Origin of the sequence: Candidatus Centipeda massiliensis, assembly GCF_900290285.1 — a bacterium.
GTDB lineage: Bacteria > Bacillota > Negativicutes > Selenomonadales > Selenomonadaceae > Centipeda > Centipeda massiliensis.
Map to the genome: position 1 here is coordinate 279,364 of NZ_LT985754.1, position 24,336 is coordinate 303,699.

Genomic DNA, 24,336 nt, shown 5'->3' on the forward strand with positions numbered 1-24,336 from the left:
GGATCTGCTATTCAGCGCAACAAAACGGCTCCGCTGGAATCATCATTCCGCCGGAGCCGTTTTGTTGTGCTGTTATTCGTACGATTGGTGAACCCGTTTTGATCCTGCTACCCACGCAGCGTCTGCATCAACGCCTCTTTATTCTCGATTGGTGTTGTGGTTGGCCGCCCAAGATCGGCGCGGGAGCCGATGGCGGTGCGCACCTCAAGGAAGGTCAGTCCATCGCCCTGTGCGAATCCTGTGAGGGCGCGGGTCAGCTCCTCTGCCGTCGTCGCCGACGGCAGGACGCGATAGCCGAAACTCTCCGCAAGGGCGGGAAAATGGACGCTGTGCGCCGCCGTCGGAGCGCCGCCGACGCTCTCGTGTGCCTCGTTATTGAGGAGGATGTGCGTGAGATTCGGCGGAGCGGCGGCGCCAATGGTCGCCATTGCGCCTGTGTGCATGAGCGCCGCACCGTCGCCGTCGAGGACGATCACGCGTCGCTGCGGACGGTGCAGGGCAATGCTGAGCGCTATGGCAGAGGCATGCCCCATCGAGCCGACGGTAAGGAAGTCATGCGCGTGCCCCGCGCCGCGTTTCTCCCGCAGCTCGAACAGCTCGCGCCCCGTCTTGCCCGTTGTTGCGACGATGACGGCATCCCCTGCCGCATCGAGGATCTGGGCAATCGCGTCCTCACGGCGCAGGGTGTAGGCATTCGCGTATTTCCGTTTCGGATAGTCCAGTGCCCCGTCACGGACGAGGAGGGCGCACTGACCGCCTTCTTTTAGATGCGGGCGCATCGTCGCCATCCATGCCGCGACCTCTGCGGGCGTGCTGTCACGCGTCAGCACCATCGTCCGCACCCCCATCGTTTCAAGAAGCGGCAGAGAGAGGCGTCCCTGCACAAGATGCTGCGGCTCATCGTGCAGATCCGGCTCGCCGCGCCAGCCGATGACGAAGATGCACGGGATGCCGTAGACCTCCCGATGCAGCAGTGAGAGCAGGGGATTGACGAGGTTGCCGAGGCCGCTGTTCTGCAGGTAGACGAGCGGTACTTTGCCCGTTGCGAGGTGGCAGCCCGCCGCGAGCGCCGCCGCACTTCCCTCATTGGCAGCGATGAGATGCGCAGGGCTGTTTGCCCCGTACGTATCCATCAGATAATCCACGAGCGGGCGCAGCTTCGAGTCGGGGACACCCGTGAAGCACTCCGCACCGAGCACGGAAATCAGTTCGTTTACGTTCATGGTTACTCCTTTTCACACCGACCCGAACCACTGCGGGCGTGCCGCACGCATCGCCGGCCAGAACTCACCGTTGTTTGCGATCGCGCGCACAATTTCTCGGGCGCGCGGGTAGAAGAAGCGGCGGAGATCCGCGCTGTCCAGCGCATAGTCCTCCTCGAGTTCGTGGGCGCGCGGGTAGATTGCCACCTTTGCCTCGGCGAAGTCCACTGTTCCGTCCTCGTCGACCACCTCTTTCGTCTCAAGGCGCAGCGTATGCTCGTGCGTGCGCACGGCGAGCTTGTACGTCTGCCCCGGGAACATCGACATACTGACCACAGCATCGCGCTCCCGACCGCCAAAGACGGCGGGGAGGTTCCCGTCGATATCGGCGGCGACGGGAAAGCCTGCGAGGTGTCCGAGCGTGGGGTAGAGATCCGCCGTGCTCGTCAGCTCGTCCGTGACCACACCCGCAGGGACGCCCGCACCGCGCATCATCCACACGGCGCGCGTCGAATTTTCGCCGATCACATCCACCACGCCGCCCGTCGGGGTCGTGAACACCGAGTTCCCGTGATCGGAGTAGAGGCTGACGATGTATTCGTCCTCCGCGAAATGTTCCTCGATGTAGGCGAGCAGGTATCCGACGTTGCGGTCGACATGGCGGAGGCTCTGCCAAAACTGCTCCTGATAGATTGCTAGCTTCGGCAGACGCACGCTCGCGACGTGTTCGTCAATCTCAAAGAGGCGAGTGGCAAGTGGCAGATGCGTTTCCACCGCAGGATAAAATTTGAATCCCTTTGCATTCCATGGATGTACGTCTGTTGTATGGAGATAGAGAAATTGATCCGTTTCGTCCAGTGCTTCGAGCTGCATGATTGCACGGTCAGTCATCTCTGCGGACGGCAGCTTCCATGCGGCGACATTCATCATATCGTAGCCGCGCAGTGCGCCGCAGTAGACACTGTCGCTTGCACCCATCGGCGCAGCACAGTAGTAGCCGAGATCCGCCATGCACTCCGAGAGCGTCTGAAAATCAAGCGGAATCTCATGGCTGTCGCGCTCATTAAACACCTGCGTATGATGCGGCCAGCGTCCCGTCTCGATCACGGGCAGGGAGGGATAGGTACACTCGGACGTGGAGAAGTGCTGATCGAAAATTGTACCGCGTGCAAAGAAGCGCGCAATGTTCGGCATACAGTCAGGGAAACGTGTGCGTACCACATTCCATGGGAGTCCATCGACGAGGAGGTTCAGCACGAGCTTCTTCCGTGCGGGACTGTGACCGAGGCGGATCGGCGTGCCCACGGCGTAGGGCGTATCATCTGCCGCCGCGAGGCGTGTCGTTTCTCCGAGCCGAAAATGGCTGAACGCCCATTTGCCGAGATAGGCCGCTGCGGGCGGCGTGGATGCCGTCTCCACCGTCAGCTCCTGCAGATACTCTGTCCCCGCAACGGGGACAATGACCTCCGTCCCCTCTGGAACCTCGATGGTCACCGTGCCGCGCACCTCCTCCGCACGCTGCAGCTGAAAGGGGAAGTCGCGCTGCATCTTGTCAACGAAGACCGCCGTGTGGCGTACCTCCTCAATGAGCGCGCTCTTGTCCGAGAGGAAGGCGTTCTCCACGTAGGCAGCGACCCAGTGACGCGGCTTTCCTGCGGGCGGCGTCAGCGGCAGATGCTCGCCGACAAAGGCATCGAGGTCAAACCGCAGGCCAACCTCATCGAGAACGGCGCGGCTCTGCGTCATGGGGGCACCCGTGCCAAGCCCTGCGGCGACGGAGAGGCGATTCAGCCCCTCCGCTCCGCCGCTTGCGACCAGCTCAATGGGGATCTCTGAGCCGAGGTACAGCCCGTGGGCATAGCCGTACATCGTCAGCGCGTCCGCCGTGCGCCCGCGCCGCGCATGGATCGCCGCGAGCAGCTTCCACACCTCATAGTTTACGGGGCGGCGGCGATTGGCACGCTCCGCGCAGATCGCAGCACTTTCGACATCGTCATGGTGCAGGAGGTACATGGCGGCAAAGAGATCCGCACGCTCGGAGTCCGGAGCCGCTCCCCGATAGGCGGCGAGCAGCGCAAGGAAATCATCATCATACGCCCCGCGCTCCGTGCACGCCAAAAGGTCGTAAAAAAGCGCTTGGGCACGTTCGTCATTTTGCCAAAATACGCTGCAATCGTTCGTCATCTAAATCTCCTCCGGCAGCGGGAACATCTCCCCGTTGTTGCCGATCCCCTGTAAGAACTCCCGCACGCGTGGGTAGAAGAAGGAGCGCAGAGCGGGGGTATCCACCGCACGCCCCGGAATCCCCTCGTATGCACGCGGATAGATCGCAGCCTTTACCCGCGCGAGATCGGCCGTTCCACTGAGTGATACGGGATCGAGCGTTTCAAGGCAGAGTGTATGATCCTGTGCGCGTGCCGCGAGATAGTAGTGCTTGCGTGGGAAGAGCGAGTTGCTGTACGCGATCTCCCGCCCCGTTCCGCCGAAGATCTGCGGGAGCATACCGTCCACCGTTTCATCCACGGGGAAATCGAGGAGATGTGCAAGGGCGGGGTAGATGTCGACGGCGCTTGTCAGCTCATTGGCAACGACGCCCTCAGGAACGCCCGCGCCGCGCATCATCCACGCCGCCCCCGTCAGCTGCGCGTCCACGATGTAGTGTGCCTCACTGAAGATCGGCACGCCGTGGTCGGAGCAAAGACAGACGAGATAGTCCTCTGGGGCATAGTGCCGCTCAAGATAGCAGAACAGTGCGCCGAGTGCGCGATCCGTATCGTGCACCGCCTGCAGGAATGCCGTCTGGTAGAACGCACTCGGGCGCAGATAGGGGCTCGCCACCTTTTCCTTTGAACCCGAGAGGCGTCCCGCGAGCGGCAGGCGCATCTGTGCGGCAGAGGAGATCTGGAACGTCTCGCCGCCCCACGGGTGTACATCATTGAAATGCAGGAAGATAAAATGATCCGCCTCATGACACCCATTCAGATAGCGGATCGTGCGCTCGACCCCCTCGTATGCAAAGGTGCGATAGGGCGAGACGATGAGGCGGTCATAGCCGCGCGTCACCCCGTTGTAGATGCCGATGCCGTCGCCCATGAGGCTCGCTGTGGCATAGCCCGCATCACGCGCCCGCTCGGAGATCGTGATATATTCTTCGTTCAGCTCAATCGCAGCCCACTCACTGAAGATGCCCGTGTGCTGCGGGTACATCCCCGTCTCGATTGTCGCGAGTGATGGGTAGGTGTACTCAAGCACGGAGAAATGCTGGTCGAAGATTGTGCCGCGCGCGAAAAAACGCGCCGTCTCGGGCATGTGCTCGGCGAACGATGTGCGCAGCACCTGCCATGGCAGCGCATCCACAAGGACATGCAGGACAAGTTTTTTCCGTGCGGCATTGTGCCGGAGGCGGATCGGCGTGCCGACGATAAAGTCCTCCGACGAGGTGAGCTTCGTATCTTCATCGAGCCGAAAATAATTCGGTGTTGCAGGATTCAGCCAAATACAATCGTCCACCGTTCCTGTCGTTGCCGTGAGCACCTGCCCGTCCGCCGTACCGAAGATGGGAATGATCGCCTCCGTGCCCGCCTCAATGGAGATCGTCGCTTCCTTCGGCGCACGTGAGCCGCGCATGATGTCAAAGGTGAAATCCCCGCCGACATTGGCGGAGAGCCCCGCCGCATTCCGGATTGCATTCATCAGCCAGCGTTTGTTCCCGTGCACCTCCTGCTCCGTATAGGCACCGACATAGTAGTGCGGCGCAATGTGCTGCGAGACGGGCAGAAACTCCTCGAAGAACACCGTCGATTCTGCCGTAAGCCCCGCCTCGGGGGTGTACCGCATACGGCTCAGTGCGTATGGCGCGTAGTTCGCCTTGCCCGTCGCCCGCGAGAGGCGGGCAAGCGTCTCCTCCGTCAGCACGGAGGAGGGAACATCGAGCGTGATGGGCACATGGAAGAAGTTCAGCGCATACCCCTGCATGACGAGCGCGTCCGCATAGCGTCCGCACGCCGCATAAGCACGGGAGAGCACGTCCCAGACACGCGGCTCGACGGGGCGATGGCGGAAAGCGCGCTCTGCGCAGGCAGCGGCATCCGCTGCGTCACCGCTATGAAGCAGATACTCAGCGGCAAAGATATCCGCATGAACAGCATTCCCCTCTGTCCCCCGATAGGCGGCAAGTCGGGCGAGAAAGTCATCGTCGTATTCTTCTTTTTCCGCGCGTGCAAGGAGATCGTAAAAGAGATCATAGGCGCGCGCGTTGTTCCGCCAGAATACCGTGAAATCGTCCTGCATCGTGCTGTCCTTTCTTTGAGGATGTCGTGAGAGAGCGCCGTTTAGCGCTCTCTTATGCAAACACTTCCCCGTTATTTGCGATCCTCCCGTGCCGCACGGGGGGTTTATTCCTTCCCAAACCACTCCGGCCTAGCCTTTCGCATCGCCGGCCAGAACTCGCCGTTGTTGGCGATCTCACGCAGGAAATTGCGCGCACGCGGATAGAAGAAGCGACGCAGTTCCTCACTGTCCACGGCATAGCCGTCCTCCGCCTCATGTCCGCGCACGAAGATCGTCGGCTCACACCCCGCGAAGTCGACCGTGCCGTCGTCATCGACGACCTCGTCCGTCTGGAGTCGCAGCGCGTAGTCGTGCGTGCGCATGGCGAGCTTGAACGTCTGCCCGCGATAGAGGGAGGTGGTATAGACCGCATCGCGCGCCGTGCCGCCGAATGCGGCGGGCAGATTGCCGTCGATGTCAGGAGCGACGGGGAAGCCGCAGAGATGCCCCAGCGTCGGATAGAGGTCGATGGAGCTGGTCAGTTCGTGGGTGACGCCCTGCGGGATCCCCGCACCGCGCATCATCCATGTCGCTCCTGTCGAGTTTTCGCCCGTGACATCGACCGACCAGGTATCCGTGTCTATGCTGAAGATTGAAACCCCGTGATCCGAATAGAGATTGACGATATACTCGTCCTCTGCGTAGTTTTCCTCGATGAAGGAGAGCAATGTGCCCATCGTGCGGTCGACATTGCGCGCCCCATCGAGGAACTGTTCCTGATAGATTGCGAGGCTCGGCATGCGCACACTTGCCACGCCGTCCTCCGCAGCAAAGAGCCGCTCGGAGAGCGGCAGCTGCGTCTCCACCAGCGAGTTGAACTTATAGCCCTTCGCATTGTAGGGATGCACATCCGAGACATGGAGGAAGAGAAAGAGATCCGCCTCGCCAAATGCCTTGATGTAGCGGATCGTACGGTCTGCACCTGCATAGGCGGGATCGCTCCACGAGCAGGATGTAATCTGATCATAGCCGCGAAAAACATCGCTGTAGGTGCAGTCCGACATGAGCATGGGGGAGGCGCAGTGATAGCCCAGCTCCTTCATGCACTCGGCAAGAGTCTTATAGCGTGGGGAGAGGCGATGATAGTGCGCTCCGTTGAAGATCTGCGTATGGTGGGAGTAGCGTCCTGTCTCGATCGAGGGGAGCGCAGGATAGGTGAACTCGGATGTGGAGAAATGCTGGTCAAAGAGGATGCCCTTCTCGAAGAATGCGGCGATGCGCGGCATATCCTGCGCAAAACGAGCGCGCATGACCGGCCACGAGAGTGCGTCTACGAGAATGTTCAGCACGAGTTTTTTGCGCTGCGGACTGTGCCCGAGGAGGATTGGCGTGCCGACGGCAAAAGAGGCATTTCCCTCGGACTTAAGCGTCGTATCCTCATTCAGGCGGTAGTAGCCGAATGACCATTTGCCGAGATAGGCTGCGCGCTCGCCCATAGTCTTTGTCGAGATCAGAAACGGCTGGTCTACCTCGGTTCCCGCGAGCGGCAGGATCGCCTCCATCCCCTCGGGCACCTCGATCTCTACCGTACCCTGTGCCTTGCGTGCCTTCTGTATATGGAATGTGAAGTCGCGATGCCCGCAGACGGAGAACCACTTTGTGTGGCGTGCGTCCTCGATGAGGAAACTCTTCTCCGAGAGGAATCCGTAGTCCACGTAGCAGCCCACCCAGAACGGATCGCTGCCGGGCAGCACGGGGAGCGGCAGATCTTCGCCGATAAAGACATCGGGGCAGAACGTGATTTCTCCGTTTTCGAGATGGGCGCGTCGTGTCGCCATCGGCGCGTACGTCGTGTTCTCGATTGCGGCGGAAAGGTACGCGAGCGCCATCTCCTCGTCCGTATGCGTGAGGCAGAGCGGCGGGAGGGGATCGCCATAGAGGTTGAAGCAATAGCCGCGCATCATCAGCGCATCGAGTTCGCGTCCGGTCTTCTCGTAGGCGGCGGCAAGCACCTTCCACACCTCATAGTTCACGGGACGCTTCGCGTAGGCACGCTCCCCACAGACGAGTGCCGTTTCCGCATCGCCGTATGCAAGGAGATACTGTGCGGCAAAGATATCCGCCTTTTCGCTTTCGGGTGCTGCCTCTCGATAGGCAGCAAGCTGTGTCAGAAAATCGTCGTCGTATTCTTCTTTTTCCGCGCGTGCGAGAAGATCGTAAAAGAGATCACAGGCGCGTGCATTGTTGCGCCAGAATACCGTAAAATCGTCCTGCATGTCATATCCCTTCCCTCGTTCAAAGCGCCCCTCAGCCGAACACTTCCCCGTTGTTTGCGATCTCCCGCACGAAGTCCCGTGCACGCGGATAGAAGAAGCGGCGCAGTTCCTCACTGTCTACGGCATAGTCGTCCTCTAGCTCATGTCCGCGCAGATAAATGCGTGCTGTCGCCCCTGCAAAGTCCGCCGTCCCATCCTCCTGCGTAAAGCCCTGTGTCTCCACGCGCAGCGTATGCGTCGCACTCCGCACGGCGAGCTTGAACGTCTGCCCCGGGAACTGGGAGGCGGAATAGACGGCATCGCGCGCCGCGCCGCCGAAGACGGCGGGCAGATTGCCGTCGATATCACCTGAGATGTGGAAACCGCATAGATGTCCGAGGGTCGGATAGATGTCAACGGAGGAGGTCAGCTCGTCCGCAACGATGCCCGCAGGAACGCCCGCCCCGCGCATCATCCACGCTGCGCCTGTCGCATACGTTCCGATCACATCGACCGCCCGTCCGCGCGTGTTCGGATCGAAGATGGAGCAGCCGTGATCGGAGTAGAGATTTACGATATACTCATCCGTGTCATAGCGCTCCTCGATATAGCTGAGGAGGTGTCCGAGCGTGCGGTCGATATGGGCGAGGCTGATGCGGAACTGTTCCAGATATATCGGCAGATGCGGCGTTCTGACGCTTGGCACCGTCGGATCCAGGGGGACAAAGCGATCCGCGAGCGGCACGGAGAGTTCCGCTGCCGTTGAGAATTTGAGCGGGGTCTGTATGTTCAGTGGATGGACATCCGTGATATGCAGGAGCATGAAATGATCCGTTTCAGGGAATGCCTCCAGCGTCCGCAGGGTGCGCTCGACGCCCTCGTAGGCGGGCAGAAATCCATAGCTCGAGATGAGGCGGTCATAGCCGCGGTATGTGCCGTAGTAGCAGCACTGCCCCGTTGCCATCGGGGCGGTGCAGTAGTAGCCGAGCGATTTCATCTGCTCCGCGAGCGTCAGCAGCGTATGCGGCATCTCGTGGCTGTCCCGCTCGTTGAATACGTGCGTGTGGTGAGCGTAAAACCCCGTCTCGATGGAGGGGAGGGAGGGCAACGTGTACTCCGAGGCGGAGAAATGTTGATCGAAGATCGTGCCCTGCGAGAAAAAGCGTGCAATGCGCGGCATGTGCACAGAAAAAAGACCATCTGTAGCGGGGCGGCATAGCCCATCCACGAGAATGTTCAGCACGAGCTTTTTGAGCGCGGGACTATGGCGCAGTGGGATCGGCGTGCCGACGGCATAGGGAACGCCGTCCTCCGAGCGCAGCGTGACGCTCTCATTGAGACGGAAATAGCTGAACGCATACTTGCCGAGATGACCGATGTGCTCCCCGCTGCTGTCTTTGATGGCGAAGCCCTGCGCGAACTTCGTCCCCGCGACGGGCAGCGCGACAGGCACGCCATCCGACAGTTCGATGCGATGCTGCCCCGTGACCGTACTGACACGCTGCAGGTCAAAGGTAACGTCGCGGTCGTTTATCATAAAGAAGTGATCGTGCCGCATCTTTTCGTACACCATGCCCTTCGTCGAGAGGAAGCCCTCGTCCACGAAGAGCCCCGCCCAGAGACGTGGTACTCCCGCCCGCTCCATGAGGGGGATCTCCTCCCCAAGGAAGGTGTCGGGGCGAAAGTGCAGCGTCCCGTTTTCGAGATAGGTACGGCTGCTCAGCATGGGAGCACTGTTACAGGTGTTGGCGGCAAGCGAAAAGCGCTTCAACGCCTCGTTGATCTCTTTTTTGGGCAATGTGAGGGAAATGTCTTCCATCGGATACAGCCCTTGGATATGCCCCTGCATTGTGAGCGCATCCAGTTCGCGCCCAACGCCCTTGTAGGCGGCGGCGAGCACCTTCCACACCTCATAGTTTACGGGACGTTTCGCGTAGGCGCGCTCCCCGCAGACGAGTGCCGTTTCCGCATCGCCGTATGCAAGGAGATACTGTGCGGCAAAGATATCCGCATGCACGGTATTTCCCATTGCCTCACGGTAGGCGGCAAGCTGGGCGAGGAAGTCGTCATCGTAGGCGTCCTTTTTGGCGCGCGCCAAAAGATCCTGAAAGAAATCGTAGGCGCGTGCATTGTTCCGCCAGAATACCGTGAAATCGTCCTGCATCGTCCTGTCCTTTCCGCATCGTGAGAGAGCGCTGTGCGGTACTCCGTAACAAACCCTAGTGGAGCAAGCGGGAAAAAGTGTGCGACCCGCCCCCTGCGGATTTTAACCGGAGGGGCGCAGCGCGTTTGGAATCCGCAGGTATGGGGAATCACGAACGCAATGATGTTGTTCAGATTGGTGCAGATTTTCCGTCCTGTCAAGGAGATAAACCGGAAGCATAGCGGTGGCTATGCTGAGGATTTATCGACGCAGAGAGGGCGAAAAAGATGTGCCAAGATGGAGAGCTGAATGCGTCCGTGATTCCCTCGCGGACGAGCACACGACCGCTTGCGTAACGAGGGTTCTGCGAGGAGTACCGTTTAGCGCTCTCTTATGCAAACACTTCCCCGTTATTTGCGATCTCCCGCACGAAGTCCCGTGCGCGAGGATAGAAGAAGCGGCGCAGCTCCGCACTGTCCACGGCGCAGGCGGGATCGAACTCGTGCCCGCGCGGATAGATCTCTGCCATCGCCCCTGCAAAGTTCGCCGTCCCATCTGTTTCCGTAAATCCCTGCGTCTCCATGCGCAGGGCATAGTCGTGTGTGCGCACAGCAAGCTTGAACGTCTGCCCCGGGAACTGGGAGGCGCTGCACACGCAATCGCGCGGCGTGCCGCCGAAAACAGCGGGGAGGCGTCCGTCAATATCACCGGTGACGGGAAAACCGCACAGGTGCGCAAGCGTCGGAAAAATATCCACGCTGCTCGTCAGATCCTGCACCCGCACGCCCTCGGGCACGCCTGCGCCGCGCATCATCCACGCCGCGCCGGTGGAGTTTTCGCTGATGACATCGACCCTGCCGTCCGGCGGGGGTGGCGCAAAAATCGAGGAGCCGTGATCGGAGTAGAGATTGACGATGTATTCGTCCTCCGTATACCGCTGCGTGATATAGGCAAAGAGCTGTCCTAGGCTTCGATCCACATGGCACAGGTTTGCGAAGAATTGCCGCTGATAGATGGGGTAGTGGGGGAGACGGACGCTTAGCCCGTTCTTTTCGAGTGGAAAAAGCCGCTCCTCAGGCGGCAGATGTGTCTCAACCTCGGGCGCGAACTTATAGCCGACCCCGTTCCACGGGTGTACGTCTGCGCAGTGGAGAAAGAGGAACTGATCCGCCTCGTCGAACGCCTCCAGATGACGGATCGTGCGCTCGACCCCCTCGTGACAGGGAAGATTCCCCGTATGTGTGAGAATACGGTCATGCCCCCGCAGTGCGCCTGAGTAGATGCCGTCTCCACTCGCCATTACGGCGGTACAATAATAGCCAAGATCCTTCATGCACTCGGACAGCGTCCTATGGGCAGGGAGGAGGGGGTGACTGTTCTGTTCGTTGAACACTTGCGTATGATGTGGGCAGCGTCCCGTCTCGATAGCGGGCAGAGCTGGGTAGGTGTACTCGGAGGTGGAGAAATGCTGATCGAAGACGGTGCCGCGCGCAAAGAACTGCGCCGTCTCGGGCATCCGTGCGGCGAAGCATTCACGTACCGCCGGCCATGAAAGACCGTCCACGAGAATGTTCAGCACGAGCTTCCTGCGGTGCGGTGCATGTCCGACGCGAATGGGTGTGCCCACGATGTAGGGGCTATCGTCCTCCGCGCGCAGCGTCACGCTCTCATCGAACCGAAAGTAGCTGAACGCCCATTTGCCGAGTACGGCAGGACGCTCACTGCCTGACACGGAAACAAAGAGTTTTTGCCCCTCCTCCGTACCCGCCACGGGCACATAGACGGCACCGCCCTCGGTCACCTCAATGGCGCTTGTGGCACGGCATTCGTGCGCCTTCTGCAGATCGAATACGAAGTCCTGGCAGCGATACGCGAGAAGGTGTGGGTCGGTTCGGAGCGCGTCCAAAAAGATGCTGCGCTCGGACAAGACCTCGTTTTCAACATAGACCGCCGACCAAAAGGGAATCCCATCGGGCGTGTCTATGGGAAGCGGCTCGCCAAGGAGGAGATCGGGGGCAAAGTGCAGCCCTTCCTCGTCAATGATGGCACGCGTGGGGAGCAGGGGGGCGCAGTTCCCTGTATTGATGGCGACGGAAAAGCGCGCGAGTGCCGCGCGCATATTTTCCTCCGTCAAATGGAGCGAGAGGTGTGCATGAGCAGGATCGTGGCGATAGAGATAGCCCTGCAGGACGGCAGCATCGAGCGTGCGGCCGCACATCGCATAGGCGGCGGCGAGTACCTTCCACAGCGCATGATTCACAGGGCGCTTCGCATACGCGCGCTCGCCGCAGGAGACGGCGTTCTCCACGTCGCCGTGGTGCAGGAGATACTGCGCGGCAAAGATGTCCGCATTCTCACTTGTGGGCGATTCCGCACGGTAGACGGCAAGCTGGGCGAGGAAGTCGTCATCGTAGGCGTTCTTTGCGGCGCGCGCCAAAAGATCCTGAAAGAGATCGTAGGCACGTTCGTTGTTGCGCCAGAATACCGTGAAATCGTCCTGCATCGTCCTGTCCTTTCCGCATCGTGAGAGAGCGCTGTGCGGTACTCCGTAGCAAACCCTAGTGGAGCAAGCGGGAAAAAGTGTGCGACCCGCCCCCTGCGGATTTTAACCGTTCAAGCGCAGCGCGTTTGGAATCCGCAGGTATTTAGGCGGACGAGCACACGACCGCTTGCGTAACGAGGGTTCTGCGAGGAGTACCGTTTAGCGCTCTCTTATGCAAACACTTCCCCGTTATTCGCGATCTCCCGCACGAAATCCCGTGCACGCGGATAGAAAAACGCACGCAGTTCGGGGCTGTTCACGGCATACTCCTTTTCCAGCTCATGCCCGCGCGGATAGATGCGCACTGTCGCCTCTGCAAAGTCCGCCGTCCCATCCTTTCTAACGAAGCCCTGTGTTTCAAGGCGCAGGGCATGCTCATGCGTGCGCACGGCGAGCTTGTACGTCTGCCCGGGGAAATGAGAGGCGCTATAGACCGCATCGCGCTCCTTGCCGCCGAAGACGGCGGGCAGATTCCCGTCGATCTTCGGCGGCACATAGAATCCGCAGAGATGGCCGAGTGTTGGGTACAGATCCACCGTACTCGTCAGCTCCTGTGCGACAACACCTTCGGGCACGCCGGCACCGCGCATCATCCACGTCGCGCTCGTGGCGTACTCGCTCATGAGATCACCGCTATTCCCCGCCGTGCAGCTGAATACGGACGCACCGTGATCGGAGTAGAGATTCACGAGGTACTCCTCCTCCGCAAAGGTCTGCTCAATCTCGGAGAAGAGCAGACCAAGGTTGCGGTCGAGCTGGCGCATACGTTCCAAATACTGCTCCCGATAGATTTGGAGCGCGGCGAGACGTACACTCGGCGCGTCCTTGTCTTGGGCGGGAAAGCGTTCGGCGAGCGGCAGATGTGTCTCCACCGTCGTGTCGATCTTGTACCCGTGTATGTTGTACGGATGCACGTCGTTCGTGACGAGCAGAAGATACTGGTCGCACTCCTCAAAGGCTCGAATCTGGCGCAGGACACGATCTGTGCCATCAAGCGAATGCTGGATCCACGAGGAAGTGACGACGCGGTCAAAGCCGCGCAGCTCACCGTGCAGGAGCAGCTGATTCGCTGCCATTGGCGTAGCGCAGTAGTAGCCCAGATCCTTCATCTGCTCCGCCGTTGTCCGCATGGAGAGTGGCAGTTCATAGCCCGCATCCACGTTGAAAATATGTGTGTGGTGGGGGTAATACCCCGTTTCGATCGCGGCAAATGCGGGCAGCGTGTACTCGGATGTCGAAAAGTGCTGATCGAAGATCGTACCGCGTGAAAAAAAGCGCGTGATGTTCGGCAGATGCGTTGCGGCGTAGGGGCGTGCAATTACCCACGACAGTGCATCGACAAAGATGTTCAGGACGAGCTTGCGCCGCGCGGGGCTGTGTCCGAGGAGAATCGGCGTACCAACCGCGTATGGGGTATCGGAGCGAAGTTCGGTATCCTCGTCGAGACGCAGAAAGCTGAACGTCCACTGACCGAGCGCCGTCTCATGCGTGTCGTCCGCTGTGCGGATGAAGAGGGGCTGATCTTCCTCCGTCCCTGCGACGGGAAGGATCGCCTCACGCGCAGGGACTTTGAGCGAGACGATGCCGCACGCTGCGCGAGCCTTTTGCAGATCGAAGAAGAAATTGCGGTGCCCGTACGAGAGGAACCAGTCGGCATGACGCCCCGCAGCGAGGGTGTGGCTGTGGGCGTAGATCCCCTCGTTCTCAGCATAGACTCCGCTCCAAAAGCGCGCGCTGCCCTCCGGCATCGTCATAGGGATTTCCTCACCGACAAAGGCATCGAAGCGAAAGGAAAGCTCCCCATTTTCCATATAGGCACGGCTCCCCGCAACGGGCAGCTGAAAGCATTTTCCCATCGCAAAGGTGAGGCGTCCGAGTCCTTCCTCCACCTTATCCGCCGTGAGGGATAGGGCGAGCTTCGGCGTGCCGTAGAGTCCGTAGGCACGACCCTGCATGACGAGAGAATCCATCTCCCGATGAAGCGCTTTGTATGCAACGGCAAGGATCTTTAGAACCTCGTGATTCAGCGGGCGCTTCGCATAAGCACGCTCGCCGCAGATCACTGCATTCTCCACGTCGCCGTGGTGCAGGAGATACTGCGCGGCAAAGATGTCCGCCTTTTCGCTTTCGGGCGATTCCGCACGGTAGGCGGCAAGCTGGGCGAGGAAGTCGTCATCGTAGGCGTTCTTTGCGGCGCGCACCAAAAGATCCTGAAAGAGATCGTAGGCGCGGTCGTTGTTTCGCCAGAATACCGTGAAATCGTCCTGCATGATGTCCTTTCGTTTTGAGAAATGTCGTGAGGGAGCACTGCTGCGGAGTACCGCGCTGTCGCATATCGCCTCTACGCCTTTAGTGCCGCTTCCAACACGCGGAAAAAGCCCTTGATATCCGTCTCGTCAATCGCGCCGAGGGCGCAGAGGCGGAACGTCGAGGAGGTCTGCATCTTGCCGGGATAGATGGTGTAGCCGCGCTCGTAGCAATAGTCGTGTACTCGTGTGAAATCAAAGTCCGCCGACGGATATTCCACGGCGACGACGAGCCCCGACTGGATCTCACGGGGGATTGCCTCCGTGAGACCAAGCCTCGCGAGCCCTTCATGAATGGCATTGATGGTTCGCGTATGGCGTGCCCACTTCTTCGCCGCACCCTCGGCAAAGTACTCCGCGAGTGCGCGCCTTGCGGCATACACGGTCTGCACGGGTGGGGTGAAGCGCATCTCGCCCGTCTCCTCGAATCCCTCGTACTGCATGACGAGATTCGTGTAGTAGGAGCGCACGGGATATGCCTTTGCCGCGTCGAGGACGGTCTTTCGCGCGATCACAAAGGACAGCCCCGTCATGCCCTGAATGCCCTTCTGTGCCGAGGACATACAGACATCGATGTTCATCTCATCCACCGTGAACGGGATCATGGCGTAGGTCGAGATCGTGTCCGCAATCATGATGGCACCGTGCGCGTGGGCGAGGGTGCCGATCTCGCGCACGGGATTCAGGATGCCTGTTCCCGTCTCCTGATGCGTCGTGTAGACGGCGGCGATGTCCGGATTCTCATCGAGTACCCGTTCAACCTCCGCGAGATCGGGCAGCCCGTCGATGGGGAACTGTAGGTCGATATGCGGCACGCTGTAGGCGCGCGCCATCGCAGCCGCACGCGCGGAGTACGCGCCGTTGTTGACGATGAGGAGCTTCCCATCCGCAGGGACGAGCGAGCTGACGCAGGCATCCATCGCAATGGTTCCCGAGCCGCAGAAAAGGACGGTCGCCCAGTCCGCAGGATCTGCGTGGACGACCTTGCCGAGATCCGTGCCGAGATCCCGCATCAGCTGCCCGAACTCCCGCTCGCGCGGGCAGATATCGGGGACGAGCTGTGCACGTTTGACCGTGTCGGTGGTCGTTGCGGGGCCGGGGTTGAGGAGAATGTTGCGTTTGATATCCATAGGTCACTTCCGATACATAAAACAGGTAAAGACGAACGGGTTGTTCCAGTAATGCGCCAGTTCGAGACTGGGGAAGAGGATGGAGAGATCATGCGCAGCAGCAAAGCCCTCGAAGAAGGAGCGGCGGTAGAATAGGCGGCTCAGCCCCTCATAGCGTTCGTCATAGTTTGGGATGTTCGCGCGGCGGAAGGCAAGATACTCCTGTCGTGTCGCGCGGTCATGCAGCTCCGTGATGCCAATGGCGTGCGTGCTCTTTTCGAGCATCCGCTCGAGCACGCGGGTCGTGTAGTCATGATCGGGGAAATAGGAGAAGACGCCGCAGGAATAGACCGCGTCGTACTTCTCCTCCGTCGGAATGTCCGCCGCCTCCATCGCGCCCATCTCGCGTGCGTCGGGCACGACCATACGTGCCGTCTCGACCAGTCCCGCGGCATAGTCGCTGCCGCCGACAATCAGCCCCTCGCGCTGCATGAGGTACATATTCGCGCCTGCACCGCAGCCAACCTCATAGACGGACTTGCCCGGCGTGAGGTCGAGCAGCTCCACGAGACCTGCGTTGAAGTTGAGATAGGAGTCCAGCGGGATGCCGCCCTCTATCACATCATAGCCATTGAGGCGCTTCAGTTCGAGAAAGACTTCCTGCCAATCGCCGTCGAGTCCGCCCGTGACGGGTCTCCTGCGGTTCCAGATTTCCTTCCATTTATTTCCCAATTACATTACCTCAATCAGCCGAATGATGTCCTTGATCGGCAGCAGCGTGCTGTCGATCTCGCGCGCGCGGTGGTGCGTGAGAATGGAGCGCGCCGCGCTCTCCATGGCGGGAAATGCCGCGCGTGTCAGCTGGTTCGCGTAGATGACGATGCGCACGCCATGCGCCGCGAGCTCCGCCTCCGTGATCGTGTTGTAGGAGGAGGGGACGGCGACGATGGGGATGTTCGGATGCTTTGCGTGGAATGCGTCGCAGAACGCGATGACCTCGTCGGGGGACTTCGCGCGCGAGTGGATCATGATGCCGTCCGCGCCGGCTGCGACGTATCCCTCCGCCCGTGCGAGTGCGTCATCAAGCCCCTTTTCGAGGATGAGGCTCTCGATGCGTGCGATGATCATGAACTCCTCTGTACGCTGTGCCGCTTTGCCCGCCGCAATCTTCTCGGAGAAATTCTCGATTGTGTCCTGCGTCTGCGCGACCTCCGTGCCAAAGAGCGAGTTGCGCTTTGCACCCGTCTTGTCCTCGACGATGACAGCGGAGACGCCGATGCGCTCCAGGGTGCGGACGTTGTATGCGAAATGCTCCGCCGTGCCGCCCGTGTCCATGTCGAGGATGATCGGCTTCGTCGTCACGTCCATGACCTCGTTGATGGTCTGGATGCGGTCGGAGAGGTCGACCAGCTCGATGTCGGGCTTGCCGCGCGAGGTCGAGTCGCAGAGGCTTGAGATCCACATCGCATCGAACTGGTCAAGCCCGCCGTCGTTCTCGACCACCGTCTTTTCGGCAATCAGCCCGGTCAGGCCGTTGTGTACCTCGATGGTCTTAACGATGGGAACAATGTCCAATAGGCGGCGGAGTCTGCCGCGTCGCGCCTCGGGCATGGCGAGCTGCTCGCGCATCCGCCAGTCCATATTGCGGACTTCGACATTCTCCGTGTACGGCGGCTCTACGAGTTCGCCGCCGCAGCGTGCGAGCGCGGCGAGCACGTTCTTGCGGATGGAGGACTCGGGGCCCTGCGCCCAGTTGCTCCCATGCACGACATAGTCGGGACGCAGCTGCTCGATGATCTCGTCGTACATGATGTGTTCCTGTACGACCACCTCTGCGACCTCGGGCAGCACGCGGATCATCTCCATACGTTCCTCAAGGCTTTTGGTCGGAAAGCGGTTGTAGCGCACCATCTCCGGATCGGACAGCACGCCGACCGTGACCTCGCCCAACTCCGCCGCCGCACGCAGGAGGTTGCGATGCCCCGCGTGAATGATGTCGGTGCAGAAACAGGTGTAAACTTTCTTCATGTGGCAGTTCTCCCTCTATCCCAGTGTAACTTTAAGCCTCCCCTGCCACGGCGGGGGAGGGGGACCGCGTGAGCGGTGGAAGGGGCGCTTTGGACGATTTGCATATCCCTATCGTAAGAAAGCCGCAGTTCCCACCGGCGCCCCTATCGGCTCACTACGTTCGCCACTTACTGACCTGTCCAAGAAGCAAGTCCGTAGGACGAAGCTGATTGGGAAACAGGTCGTATGGGAAAACGTCCCAAGAACACGAGCGACAGCGACGTGTGATTGGATGACGTTGACCGCTCCCCCCGCCGCGACGGGAGTGCTTATTTTTCGCGCATCCGCGCCTCCAGTTCTCGCAGCTCCTCCACCGTGTCGATCTCCCATACGTCCTCCCGCCGACACTCCCGTATGTGGATGGAGAACGCGGGCAGATAGTATTTCAGCGCGATCTCGTCCCAGTAGAGCTGACGATACTGCTCCTCGTGGTAGAGCGCATTCGCACATGCCGCGAGCCGCTGCCCGTCCTCCGCCGTCCAGTAGGACAGCCCGAGCATCTGATGACAGGGGTGGTCGCTCTTTGTGTCGATGTGTGTGATCGTTCCGTCCGCATCCGCGTCGAAGCACCAGTCGTCCGTCGCGGAAACAGGAAATGCGATGTAGTTCGTCCGCGTCTGCGTGGGCGTGATGACGGCGGGATTCGCGAGGTAGAGATCGCCCTCGATGACATAGCTGTCCGCGAGGAGTCCTGCACGCCCCGCAAGCGCGACGGAGGAAATATTATTCGCCGTCGCCCAGTCAGGGTTGTCGATGTAGGCGAGATGCGGATATTTCTCGTGAAGCGCGTCAAACGCCTCGCCAGAGTAGCCCCGTATAATAGTTATCGACGAAACCCCCGCAGCATTAAGCGCATCTAAAATGGTCATGATGATCGGCACGCCATTCACGGGCACGAGCGGCTTCGGCATCCGATCCGTCAGCGGCGCGAGCCGCGAGCCGCGTCCCGCCGCGAGAATGACGGCGCGTGTTACACGGTGCGCACCCATCAGCACAGCCCCATCTTGCGCATCGTCTTCTTCAGCGTTTTCTCCGCGATGTGCGCGGCACGCTCCGCGCCCCTTGCGATCTCCGCATCGAGATATGCCTTGTCCGCGAGGATGCGGGCATACTCCTCACGGATCGGGCGCAGCTCGTCGGCGACTGCCGTGCCGACGGCAGTCTTGAAGTCGCCGTAACCCTTGCCCGCAAACTCATCCGTGATCGCCTCGAACGACTTTCCTGTGACGGCGGAGTAGATCGTCATCAGATTGTTGATGCCGTCCTTGCCCTCGCGGAATGCAACCTCCGCTTCGCTGTCCGTCACGGCGGACTTGAACTTTTTGAGGATCGTCTTCTCATCGTCGAGGATGTAGATTGTCGCCTTCGCATTCTCGTCTGACTTGCTCATCTTCGCCGTCGGCTCCGCGAGACTCATGACGCGCGCGCCCGCCTTCGGGAAATAGCCCTCAGGCAGACGGAACGTCTCGCCGTAGACGTGGTTGAACCGCGCGGCGATGTTCCGCGTAAACTCAAGATGCTGCGTCTGATCCGCGCCGACGGGCACATAGTCCGCCTGATAGAGAAGGATATCTCCTGCCATCAGCGCCGGATACGTAAACAGCCCCGCATTGATGTCCTCGGGGTGCTTCGCCGACTTGTCCTTGAACTGCGTCATGCGCGAGAGATCGCCGAACGGGCTGAGGCAGGACAGCATCCACCCCATCTGCGCGTGCGCGGGGACGTGGCTCTGGATAAAGACAAGACTCTGCGCGGGATCGAGACCGCACGCGAGCAGCAGAGCAAACGCCTCACGGCTTGCCTTGCGGCGCGCAGCGGGTTCGTGGTACACCGTCAGCGCATGGAGATCGGCGACAAAATAATAGCAGTCGTACTCCTCCTGCAGGCGCCGCCAGTTCTTCACCGCTCCGAGATAGTTGCCGAGGGTGAATGTGCCGGTGGGCTGAATGCCGCTCAGGATAATCTTGCGGCGGGAGTTGACTGCTGCTGTATTGTCGTTCATGACGTTCCTTCCTTTACTGTAGAATACTTTTCATTATATACCATGAGAGAAAGATAAGCAAAGGAAGAATGGCGCACCGTTTCAGTGGAATCTTATTGATTCGCTCAAAGCGCCCCTTCCACCGCTTCGCGGTCCCCCTCCCCCGTACTGACGGGGGAGGCCTGAGATCGCTGCATGAGCCTCCCCTGCCGCGCGGGGGAGGTGGCACGCGCCAGCGTGACGGTAGGGGCGCCTGTGGCAGATATGACTTTTGAACGCTAGAACCCTCGTGATTCGCTCAAAGCGCCCCTTCCACCGCTTCGCGTGATCCCCAGGGGCATTTTCTCTACTGCGCTCAAAAATCCCCTTGCCAACATTCCTTCTCTCTGTTACAATATCTTCCGTACCATCAAAAGCAAACCACAATATATAGTATAAGGAGCTCAAATATGACAGTGACGACCGTAACGAAGCGTGCAGGCCATGCCGTCCCTTATGACCGCGCGAAGATCCGCAACGCGATTGCAGCGGCGAGCAAGGAATACGTCCACCCGATGACGGGCATCGAGATCGACAATGTGACAAGCGCCGTCGAGGCGTCGTTCGGCGACCGCACGGAGATCAGCGTCGAGGAGATACAGGATCTCGTCGAGAAGCAGCTGCTTGTGCACGGCTTCCACGACATCGCGCGCCGCTACATCACCTATCGTCAGCGGCACGCACAGCGCCGCCTCGCGCAGAAGCACCTCATGGCGAGCTACCGCGACATCTTCTTCGCGGACTCCGTCGACTCCGACCTCAAGCGCGACAACGCGAACATCAACACGGACGCCTCCATGGGCATCATGCTCAAGCTCGGTGCCGAGGGCGCAAAGCACTTCGTCGACAACTACGTCCTCGACGAACGCTATGCGACCGCCGACCGCGAGAACTTCATCCACATCCACGACAAGGACTTCTCGCTCATCACGTTCAACTGCTGCCAGATCGACCTGCTGAAGCTGTTCCGCGGCGGCTTCTCCACGGGGCACGGCTTCCTGCGTGAGCCGAACTCCATCCGTGCCTACGCGAGCCTTGCGTGCATTGCAATCCAGTCGAACCAGAACGATATGTTCGGCGGGCAGAGCATCAACGCATTCGACTACGCGATGGCGGACGGCGTGAAGAAGTCCTTCCGCAAGGCACTCGTCGAGGAGGCGTGGAAGGCACTCCTCTACCGCATTGGGCGCGGCCATTTCACACACGAGGCGTTCAAGAAGGCACTGCGCAGCGAACTTGACTTTGCCGTCTGCGTCTATGCGGAAAAGCAGGACGAGGCGCGTGCGGAAAAGGCACGTGCAGAACTCGCACGCGCCCTGCACGTCGTCTACAGCACGGCGTTCGAGACACCGGTCGCACAGGAACTCGAAGCGGACGTGCGCACCGTCTATCAGCTTGCGTGTGAGAGCGTCGAGGAGGAGACCCATCAGGCGATGGAGGCGCTCATCCACAACTTTAACACGCTGCACTCCCGCGCGGGCGCACAGGTCCCGTTCAGCTCCATCAACTACGGTATGGACACCTCCCCCGAGGGACGCCTCGTCATCCGCGAGGTGCTCAGCGCAATATGGCAGGGGCTTGGCAACGGCGAGACGGCGATCTTCCCGATCTCCGTGTTCCAGCTCAAGGCGGGCGTCAACTACAACCCCGAGGACCCGAACTACGACCTCTTCATCGAGTCCTGCCGCGTCAGTGCACGCCGCCTGTTCCCGAACTACGTCAACCTCGACGCGCCGTACAACCTCCAGTACTACAAGCCGGGGGACTACAACAGCTGCGTCGCGACCATGGGCTGCCGCACGCGCGTTATGAGCAACGTCAACGGCCCCGAGCAGTCGGGCAGCCGCGGCAACTTCTCCTTTACGACGATCAACCTGCCGAAGCTTGCGCTGGAGGCAAAGGGCGACCTCGATAAATTCTGGGAGCTGTACGATCACTACATTGATCTCTGTCACGACTACCTCCTCGACCGCCTGAAGATCATTGAGGAGAAGCACGTTTACAACTATCCGTTCCTCATGGGGCAGGGCGTGTGGATGGACAGCGAGAAGGCGAGTCCGGTCGACTCGATCAAGGATCTTCTCAAGCACGCCTCATACTCCATTGGCTTCTGCGGACTTGCCGAGTGCCTTGTCGCCCTCACGGGCAAGCACCACGGCGAGAGTGCAGCGGCACAGGAGCTCGGGCTGAGGATCGTCGGACATCTCAGAGAGCGCACGGACGCGTACACCGAGGCGGAACAGCGCAACTGGACGACGTTCGGCACGCCCGCCGAGAGCACAGCGGGGCAGTTCCAGCGTGCGAACAAGAAGGCGTACGGCATCATCCCCGGTGTCACGGATCGCTCCTACATGACGAACTCCAGTCATGTGCCCGTCTACTACGACATCAGCGCGTATGACAAGATCTGCATCGAGGCACCGTATCATGCGCTTGAGAACGCGGGGCACATCGCCTACATCGAGATGGACGGCGATCCGTCGAAGAACGTCAAGGCGTTCGAGAAGGTCGTCCGTGCGATGCACGACGCGGACATGGGCTACTTCTCCATCAACCATCCCGTCGACCGCGACCCTGTCTGCGGCTACACGGGACTCATCGAGAACGAGTGCCCGCACTGCCACCGCAAGGAAAGCTCGTTTGGTACCATGACCGTGCCGCGTATGAAGGACTGAGTAGAATATTTGGGCTGCTGCATGAATTGTTTTGATTCGTGCAGCAGCTCCTCTTTTTATGCAAACATATTTATGGAATCACTGATAAATAGTGGATAATCACAGCCAGCTGATCCGCAGACACAAATTTCACAAATTGCAATACAAACTTACATGCCTAAGGGCACCATCATAAATGAAAAGTTTAGATTCATAGCGGCAATCCGTATGCTATAATTGAATAGACGGTATAAGACCGGTTCTTTTTTGAGCCTAGAGCCCGTGATACAAACTGGTCTGGCCTCTTATTTGTACCACACTTTGTCCAGAGCAGCCGCTCGAAAGGACGTATAACAAAATGAGTTGTTATAGAGAGGCCACGTCGTACAAATCTAGCATGGAGGTGTCAATCATGGAAGTATTGTACGAACGTTGTTGTGGGATTGATGTACACAAGAGGGTTCTGGTTTGCTGCTTGAAATGCGGCAATAAACAGGAAATCAGGACCTTCGACAGCAACAATGACGAGATTCGTGAACTAACCAAGTGGCTGCAGCAGCGCAAATGTCAGATCATCGCTATGGAAAGTACCGGTTCCTATTGGAAGCCGCTTTACAACATTTTTGAACTATCTGGGCTCGACGCTATCGTTGCGAACGCTCGTGACATCAAAAATGTGCCAGGACGAAAAACCGACATTGGCGATGCTGAATGGATCGCTGATCTACTCAGGCATGGACTAATCAAGGCGAGCTATATCCCGAATCGTGAGCAACGTGAGCTCAGAGAACTCTCTAGATACCGTATCAGTCTTGTACGGGAACGAGCACGTGAACTCAACCGATTGCAGAAAATGCTCGAGGGGGGTAACGTAAAGTTGTCCAATGTCGTCTCCAATATCAATGGACGTAGCGCTCGTAAATTACTCCAATCCATGCTTGAAAGCGATGAACCATTGACTCGAGAATGTGTTGAGGGGATGATTCACGGTAAACTTGTCAGGAAAGTGGATGCGATCCTAAAAGCCATGAACGGATTCCTCACACCGTTGCAAAAGGAGCTCATTCGAAGAGTTGTGGATCATATCGATGATATGAGTCAGCGGATTGGCGAAATGGATGACATGTTAAGCCGTTATCTGCAACCGTATCAAGAAGCCATAGAAAAATTAGACGAACTACCGGGCATTGGTAAGCGTAGTGCAGAGACAATCACAATCATCATTGAGACGGGCCTTGATATGAGTCGTTTTGCCACAGACAAGCATTTCTCTAGTTGGGCGGGGCTTGCCCCCGGAAATAACGAAAGCGCCCAAAAAAGGCGAAGGTGCCGTGTTGTAAAGGGAAACCAAACACTTCGAACGACGCTCGTGCAGTGTGCTAAGGCAGCATCACGCTGCAAGTCTTATTTTCGTGCACAATACCAACGGTTGGTTGTACGCAGAGGTGCCAACAGAGCTACAGTCGCTGTTGCACATAGTATGCTCATTGCGATTTATCATATTCTAAAGAGTGGCAAGACCTTTATTGATCTAGGAGAAGATTTTTACACGCAGTTCAACCGCGATAAGAAGATTACTCACCATCTCAAACAATTAACAAAACTTGGTTGGCTTCCTCATGCCGCAGAGGATGTTGCTATTGCATAATTTTTTTCATTCAAGATAGCTATGGGGGACTTTTGCGCTTTTTTATTCTTGTATAAACTTTTCATAACAAAAGAGCGTGCAATGATCTGCCCCCCAAAAGTTAGATCCTATCAGTCTAACT

Annotated in this window: 14 protein-coding genes; 2 read left to right on the forward strand and 12 right to left on the reverse strand. The window is 59.1% G+C overall.

Going from position 1 to position 24,336, the window contains the following annotated elements:
- Positions 1 to 107: 107 nt before the first annotated feature.
- The 12 genes from aepY to trpS form a co-directional block, all read right to left on the reverse strand.
- Entirely contained in the window at positions 108 to 1,223 is a 1,116-nt protein-coding gene (aepY, locus tag C8273_RS01420) for a phosphonopyruvate decarboxylase (protein WP_106626076.1), read from the reverse strand.
- A gap of 12 nt (positions 1,224 to 1,235) precedes the next feature.
- Positions 1,236 to 3,386, reverse strand: a complete 2,151-nt coding sequence (locus C8273_RS01425) for a sulfatase-like hydrolase/transferase (RefSeq protein WP_106626077.1) — start codon at positions 3,384 to 3,386, stop codon at positions 1,236 to 1,238.
- Positions 3,387 to 5,492: a sulfatase-like hydrolase/transferase gene (locus tag C8273_RS01430; RefSeq protein ID WP_106626078.1), complete on the reverse strand. Its 2,106-nt coding sequence runs from the start codon at positions 5,490 to 5,492 to the stop codon at positions 3,387 to 3,389.
- Between the two features lie 104 nt (positions 5,493 to 5,596).
- Positions 5,597 to 7,747 (reverse strand): sulfatase-like hydrolase/transferase, encoded by a 2,151-nt coding sequence (locus C8273_RS01435; RefSeq protein WP_106626079.1) that lies wholly within the window; start codon positions 7,745 to 7,747, stop codon positions 5,597 to 5,599.
- 31 nt (positions 7,748 to 7,778) lie between these two features.
- Complete coding sequence (locus C8273_RS01440; RefSeq protein ID WP_106626080.1) at positions 7,779 to 9,890, reverse strand: sulfatase-like hydrolase/transferase; 2,112 nt, start codon at positions 9,888 to 9,890, stop codon at positions 7,779 to 7,781.
- Positions 9,891 to 10,260: 370 nt separating this feature from the next.
- Positions 10,261 to 12,372, reverse strand: a complete 2,112-nt coding sequence (locus C8273_RS01450) for a sulfatase-like hydrolase/transferase (protein ID WP_106626082.1) — start codon at positions 12,370 to 12,372, stop codon at positions 10,261 to 10,263.
- A 209-nt stretch (positions 12,373 to 12,581) separates the two neighbouring features.
- Positions 12,582 to 14,681 carry a sulfatase-like hydrolase/transferase gene (locus C8273_RS01455; protein ID WP_106626083.1) on the reverse strand — a complete coding sequence of 700 codons (2,100 nt, stop codon included), beginning with the start codon at positions 14,679 to 14,681 and terminating at the stop codon, positions 12,582 to 12,584.
- Positions 14,682 to 14,752: 71 nt separating this feature from the next.
- Positions 14,753 to 15,847: a 2-aminoethylphosphonate aminotransferase gene (locus C8273_RS01460; RefSeq protein ID WP_106626084.1), complete on the reverse strand. Its 1,095-nt coding sequence runs from the start codon at positions 15,845 to 15,847 to the stop codon at positions 14,753 to 14,755.
- 3 nt (positions 15,848 to 15,850) lie between these two features.
- On the reverse strand, positions 15,851 to 16,558 hold the full coding sequence (locus C8273_RS01465) for a class I SAM-dependent methyltransferase (RefSeq protein WP_106626085.1): 708 nt from the start codon (positions 16,556 to 16,558) through the stop codon (positions 15,851 to 15,853).
- Complete coding sequence (gene aepX / locus C8273_RS01470) at positions 16,559 to 17,854, reverse strand: phosphoenolpyruvate mutase (protein ID WP_106626086.1); 1,296 nt, start codon at positions 17,852 to 17,854, stop codon at positions 16,559 to 16,561. It lies immediately after the preceding gene.
- A 308-nt stretch (positions 17,855 to 18,162) separates the two neighbouring features.
- Positions 18,163 to 18,882 (reverse strand): phosphocholine cytidylyltransferase family protein, encoded by a 720-nt coding sequence (locus C8273_RS01475; RefSeq protein ID WP_106626087.1) that lies wholly within the window; start codon positions 18,880 to 18,882, stop codon positions 18,163 to 18,165.
- Complete coding sequence (gene trpS, locus C8273_RS01480; protein WP_106626088.1) at positions 18,882 to 19,895, reverse strand: tryptophan--tRNA ligase; 1,014 nt, start codon at positions 19,893 to 19,895, stop codon at positions 18,882 to 18,884. The genes C8273_RS01475 and trpS overlap by 1 nt, the downstream gene beginning before the upstream one ends.
- Positions 19,896 to 20,323: 428 nt before the next feature.
- Here trpS and C8273_RS01485 point away from each other — a divergent pair, with 428 nt between their 5' ends.
- A complete protein-coding gene (locus tag C8273_RS01485) occupies positions 20,324 to 22,588 on the forward strand; it encodes an anaerobic ribonucleoside triphosphate reductase (RefSeq protein ID WP_106626089.1) in 2,265 nt (754 codons plus the stop codon).
- Between the two features lie 391 nt (positions 22,589 to 22,979).
- Positions 22,980 to 24,215, forward strand: a complete 1,236-nt coding sequence (locus C8273_RS01490) for an IS110 family RNA-guided transposase (protein WP_106626090.1) — start codon at positions 22,980 to 22,982, stop codon at positions 24,213 to 24,215.
- The last annotated feature ends 121 nt before the right edge of the window (positions 24,216 to 24,336 follow it).

What these genes read in the sequence shown, in the direction of transcription:
- aepY (WP_106626076.1), bottom strand. Translation starts at nt 1,223, where the DNA reads ATGAACGTAAACGAACTGATTTCCGTGCTCGGTGCGGAGTGCTTCACG.
- C8273_RS01425 (WP_106626077.1), bottom strand. Translation starts at nt 3,386, where the DNA reads ATGACGAACGATTGCAGCGTATTTTGGCAAAATGACGAACGTGCCCAA.
- C8273_RS01430 (WP_106626078.1), bottom strand. Translation starts at nt 5,492, where the DNA reads ATGCAGGACGATTTCACGGTATTCTGGCGGAACAACGCGCGCGCCTAT.
- C8273_RS01435 (WP_106626079.1), bottom strand. Translation starts at nt 7,747, where the DNA reads ATGCAGGACGATTTTACGGTATTCTGGCGCAACAATGCACGCGCCTGT.
- C8273_RS01440 (WP_106626080.1), bottom strand. Translation starts at nt 9,890, where the DNA reads ATGCAGGACGATTTCACGGTATTCTGGCGGAACAATGCACGCGCCTAC.
- C8273_RS01450 (WP_106626082.1), bottom strand. Translation starts at nt 12,372, where the DNA reads ATGCAGGACGATTTCACGGTATTCTGGCGCAACAACGAACGTGCCTAC.
- C8273_RS01455 (WP_106626083.1), bottom strand. Translation starts at nt 14,681, where the DNA reads ATGCAGGACGATTTCACGGTATTCTGGCGAAACAACGACCGCGCCTAC.
- C8273_RS01460 (WP_106626084.1), bottom strand. Translation starts at nt 15,847, where the DNA reads ATGGATATCAAACGCAACATTCTCCTCAACCCCGGCCCCGCAACGACC.
- aepX (WP_106626086.1), bottom strand. Translation starts at nt 17,854, where the DNA reads ATGAAGAAAGTTTACACCTGTTTCTGCACCGACATCATTCACGCGGGG.
- C8273_RS01475 (WP_106626087.1), bottom strand. Translation starts at nt 18,882, where the DNA reads ATGGGTGCGCACCGTGTAACACGCGCCGTCATTCTCGCGGCGGGACGC.
- trpS (WP_106626088.1), bottom strand. Translation starts at nt 19,895, where the DNA reads ATGAACGACAATACAGCAGCAGTCAACTCCCGCCGCAAGATTATCCTG.
- C8273_RS01485 (WP_106626089.1), top strand. Translation starts at nt 20,324, where the DNA reads ATGACAGTGACGACCGTAACGAAGCGTGCAGGCCATGCCGTCCCTTAT.
- C8273_RS01490 (WP_106626090.1), top strand. Translation starts at nt 22,980, where the DNA reads ATGGAAGTATTGTACGAACGTTGTTGTGGGATTGATGTACACAAGAGG.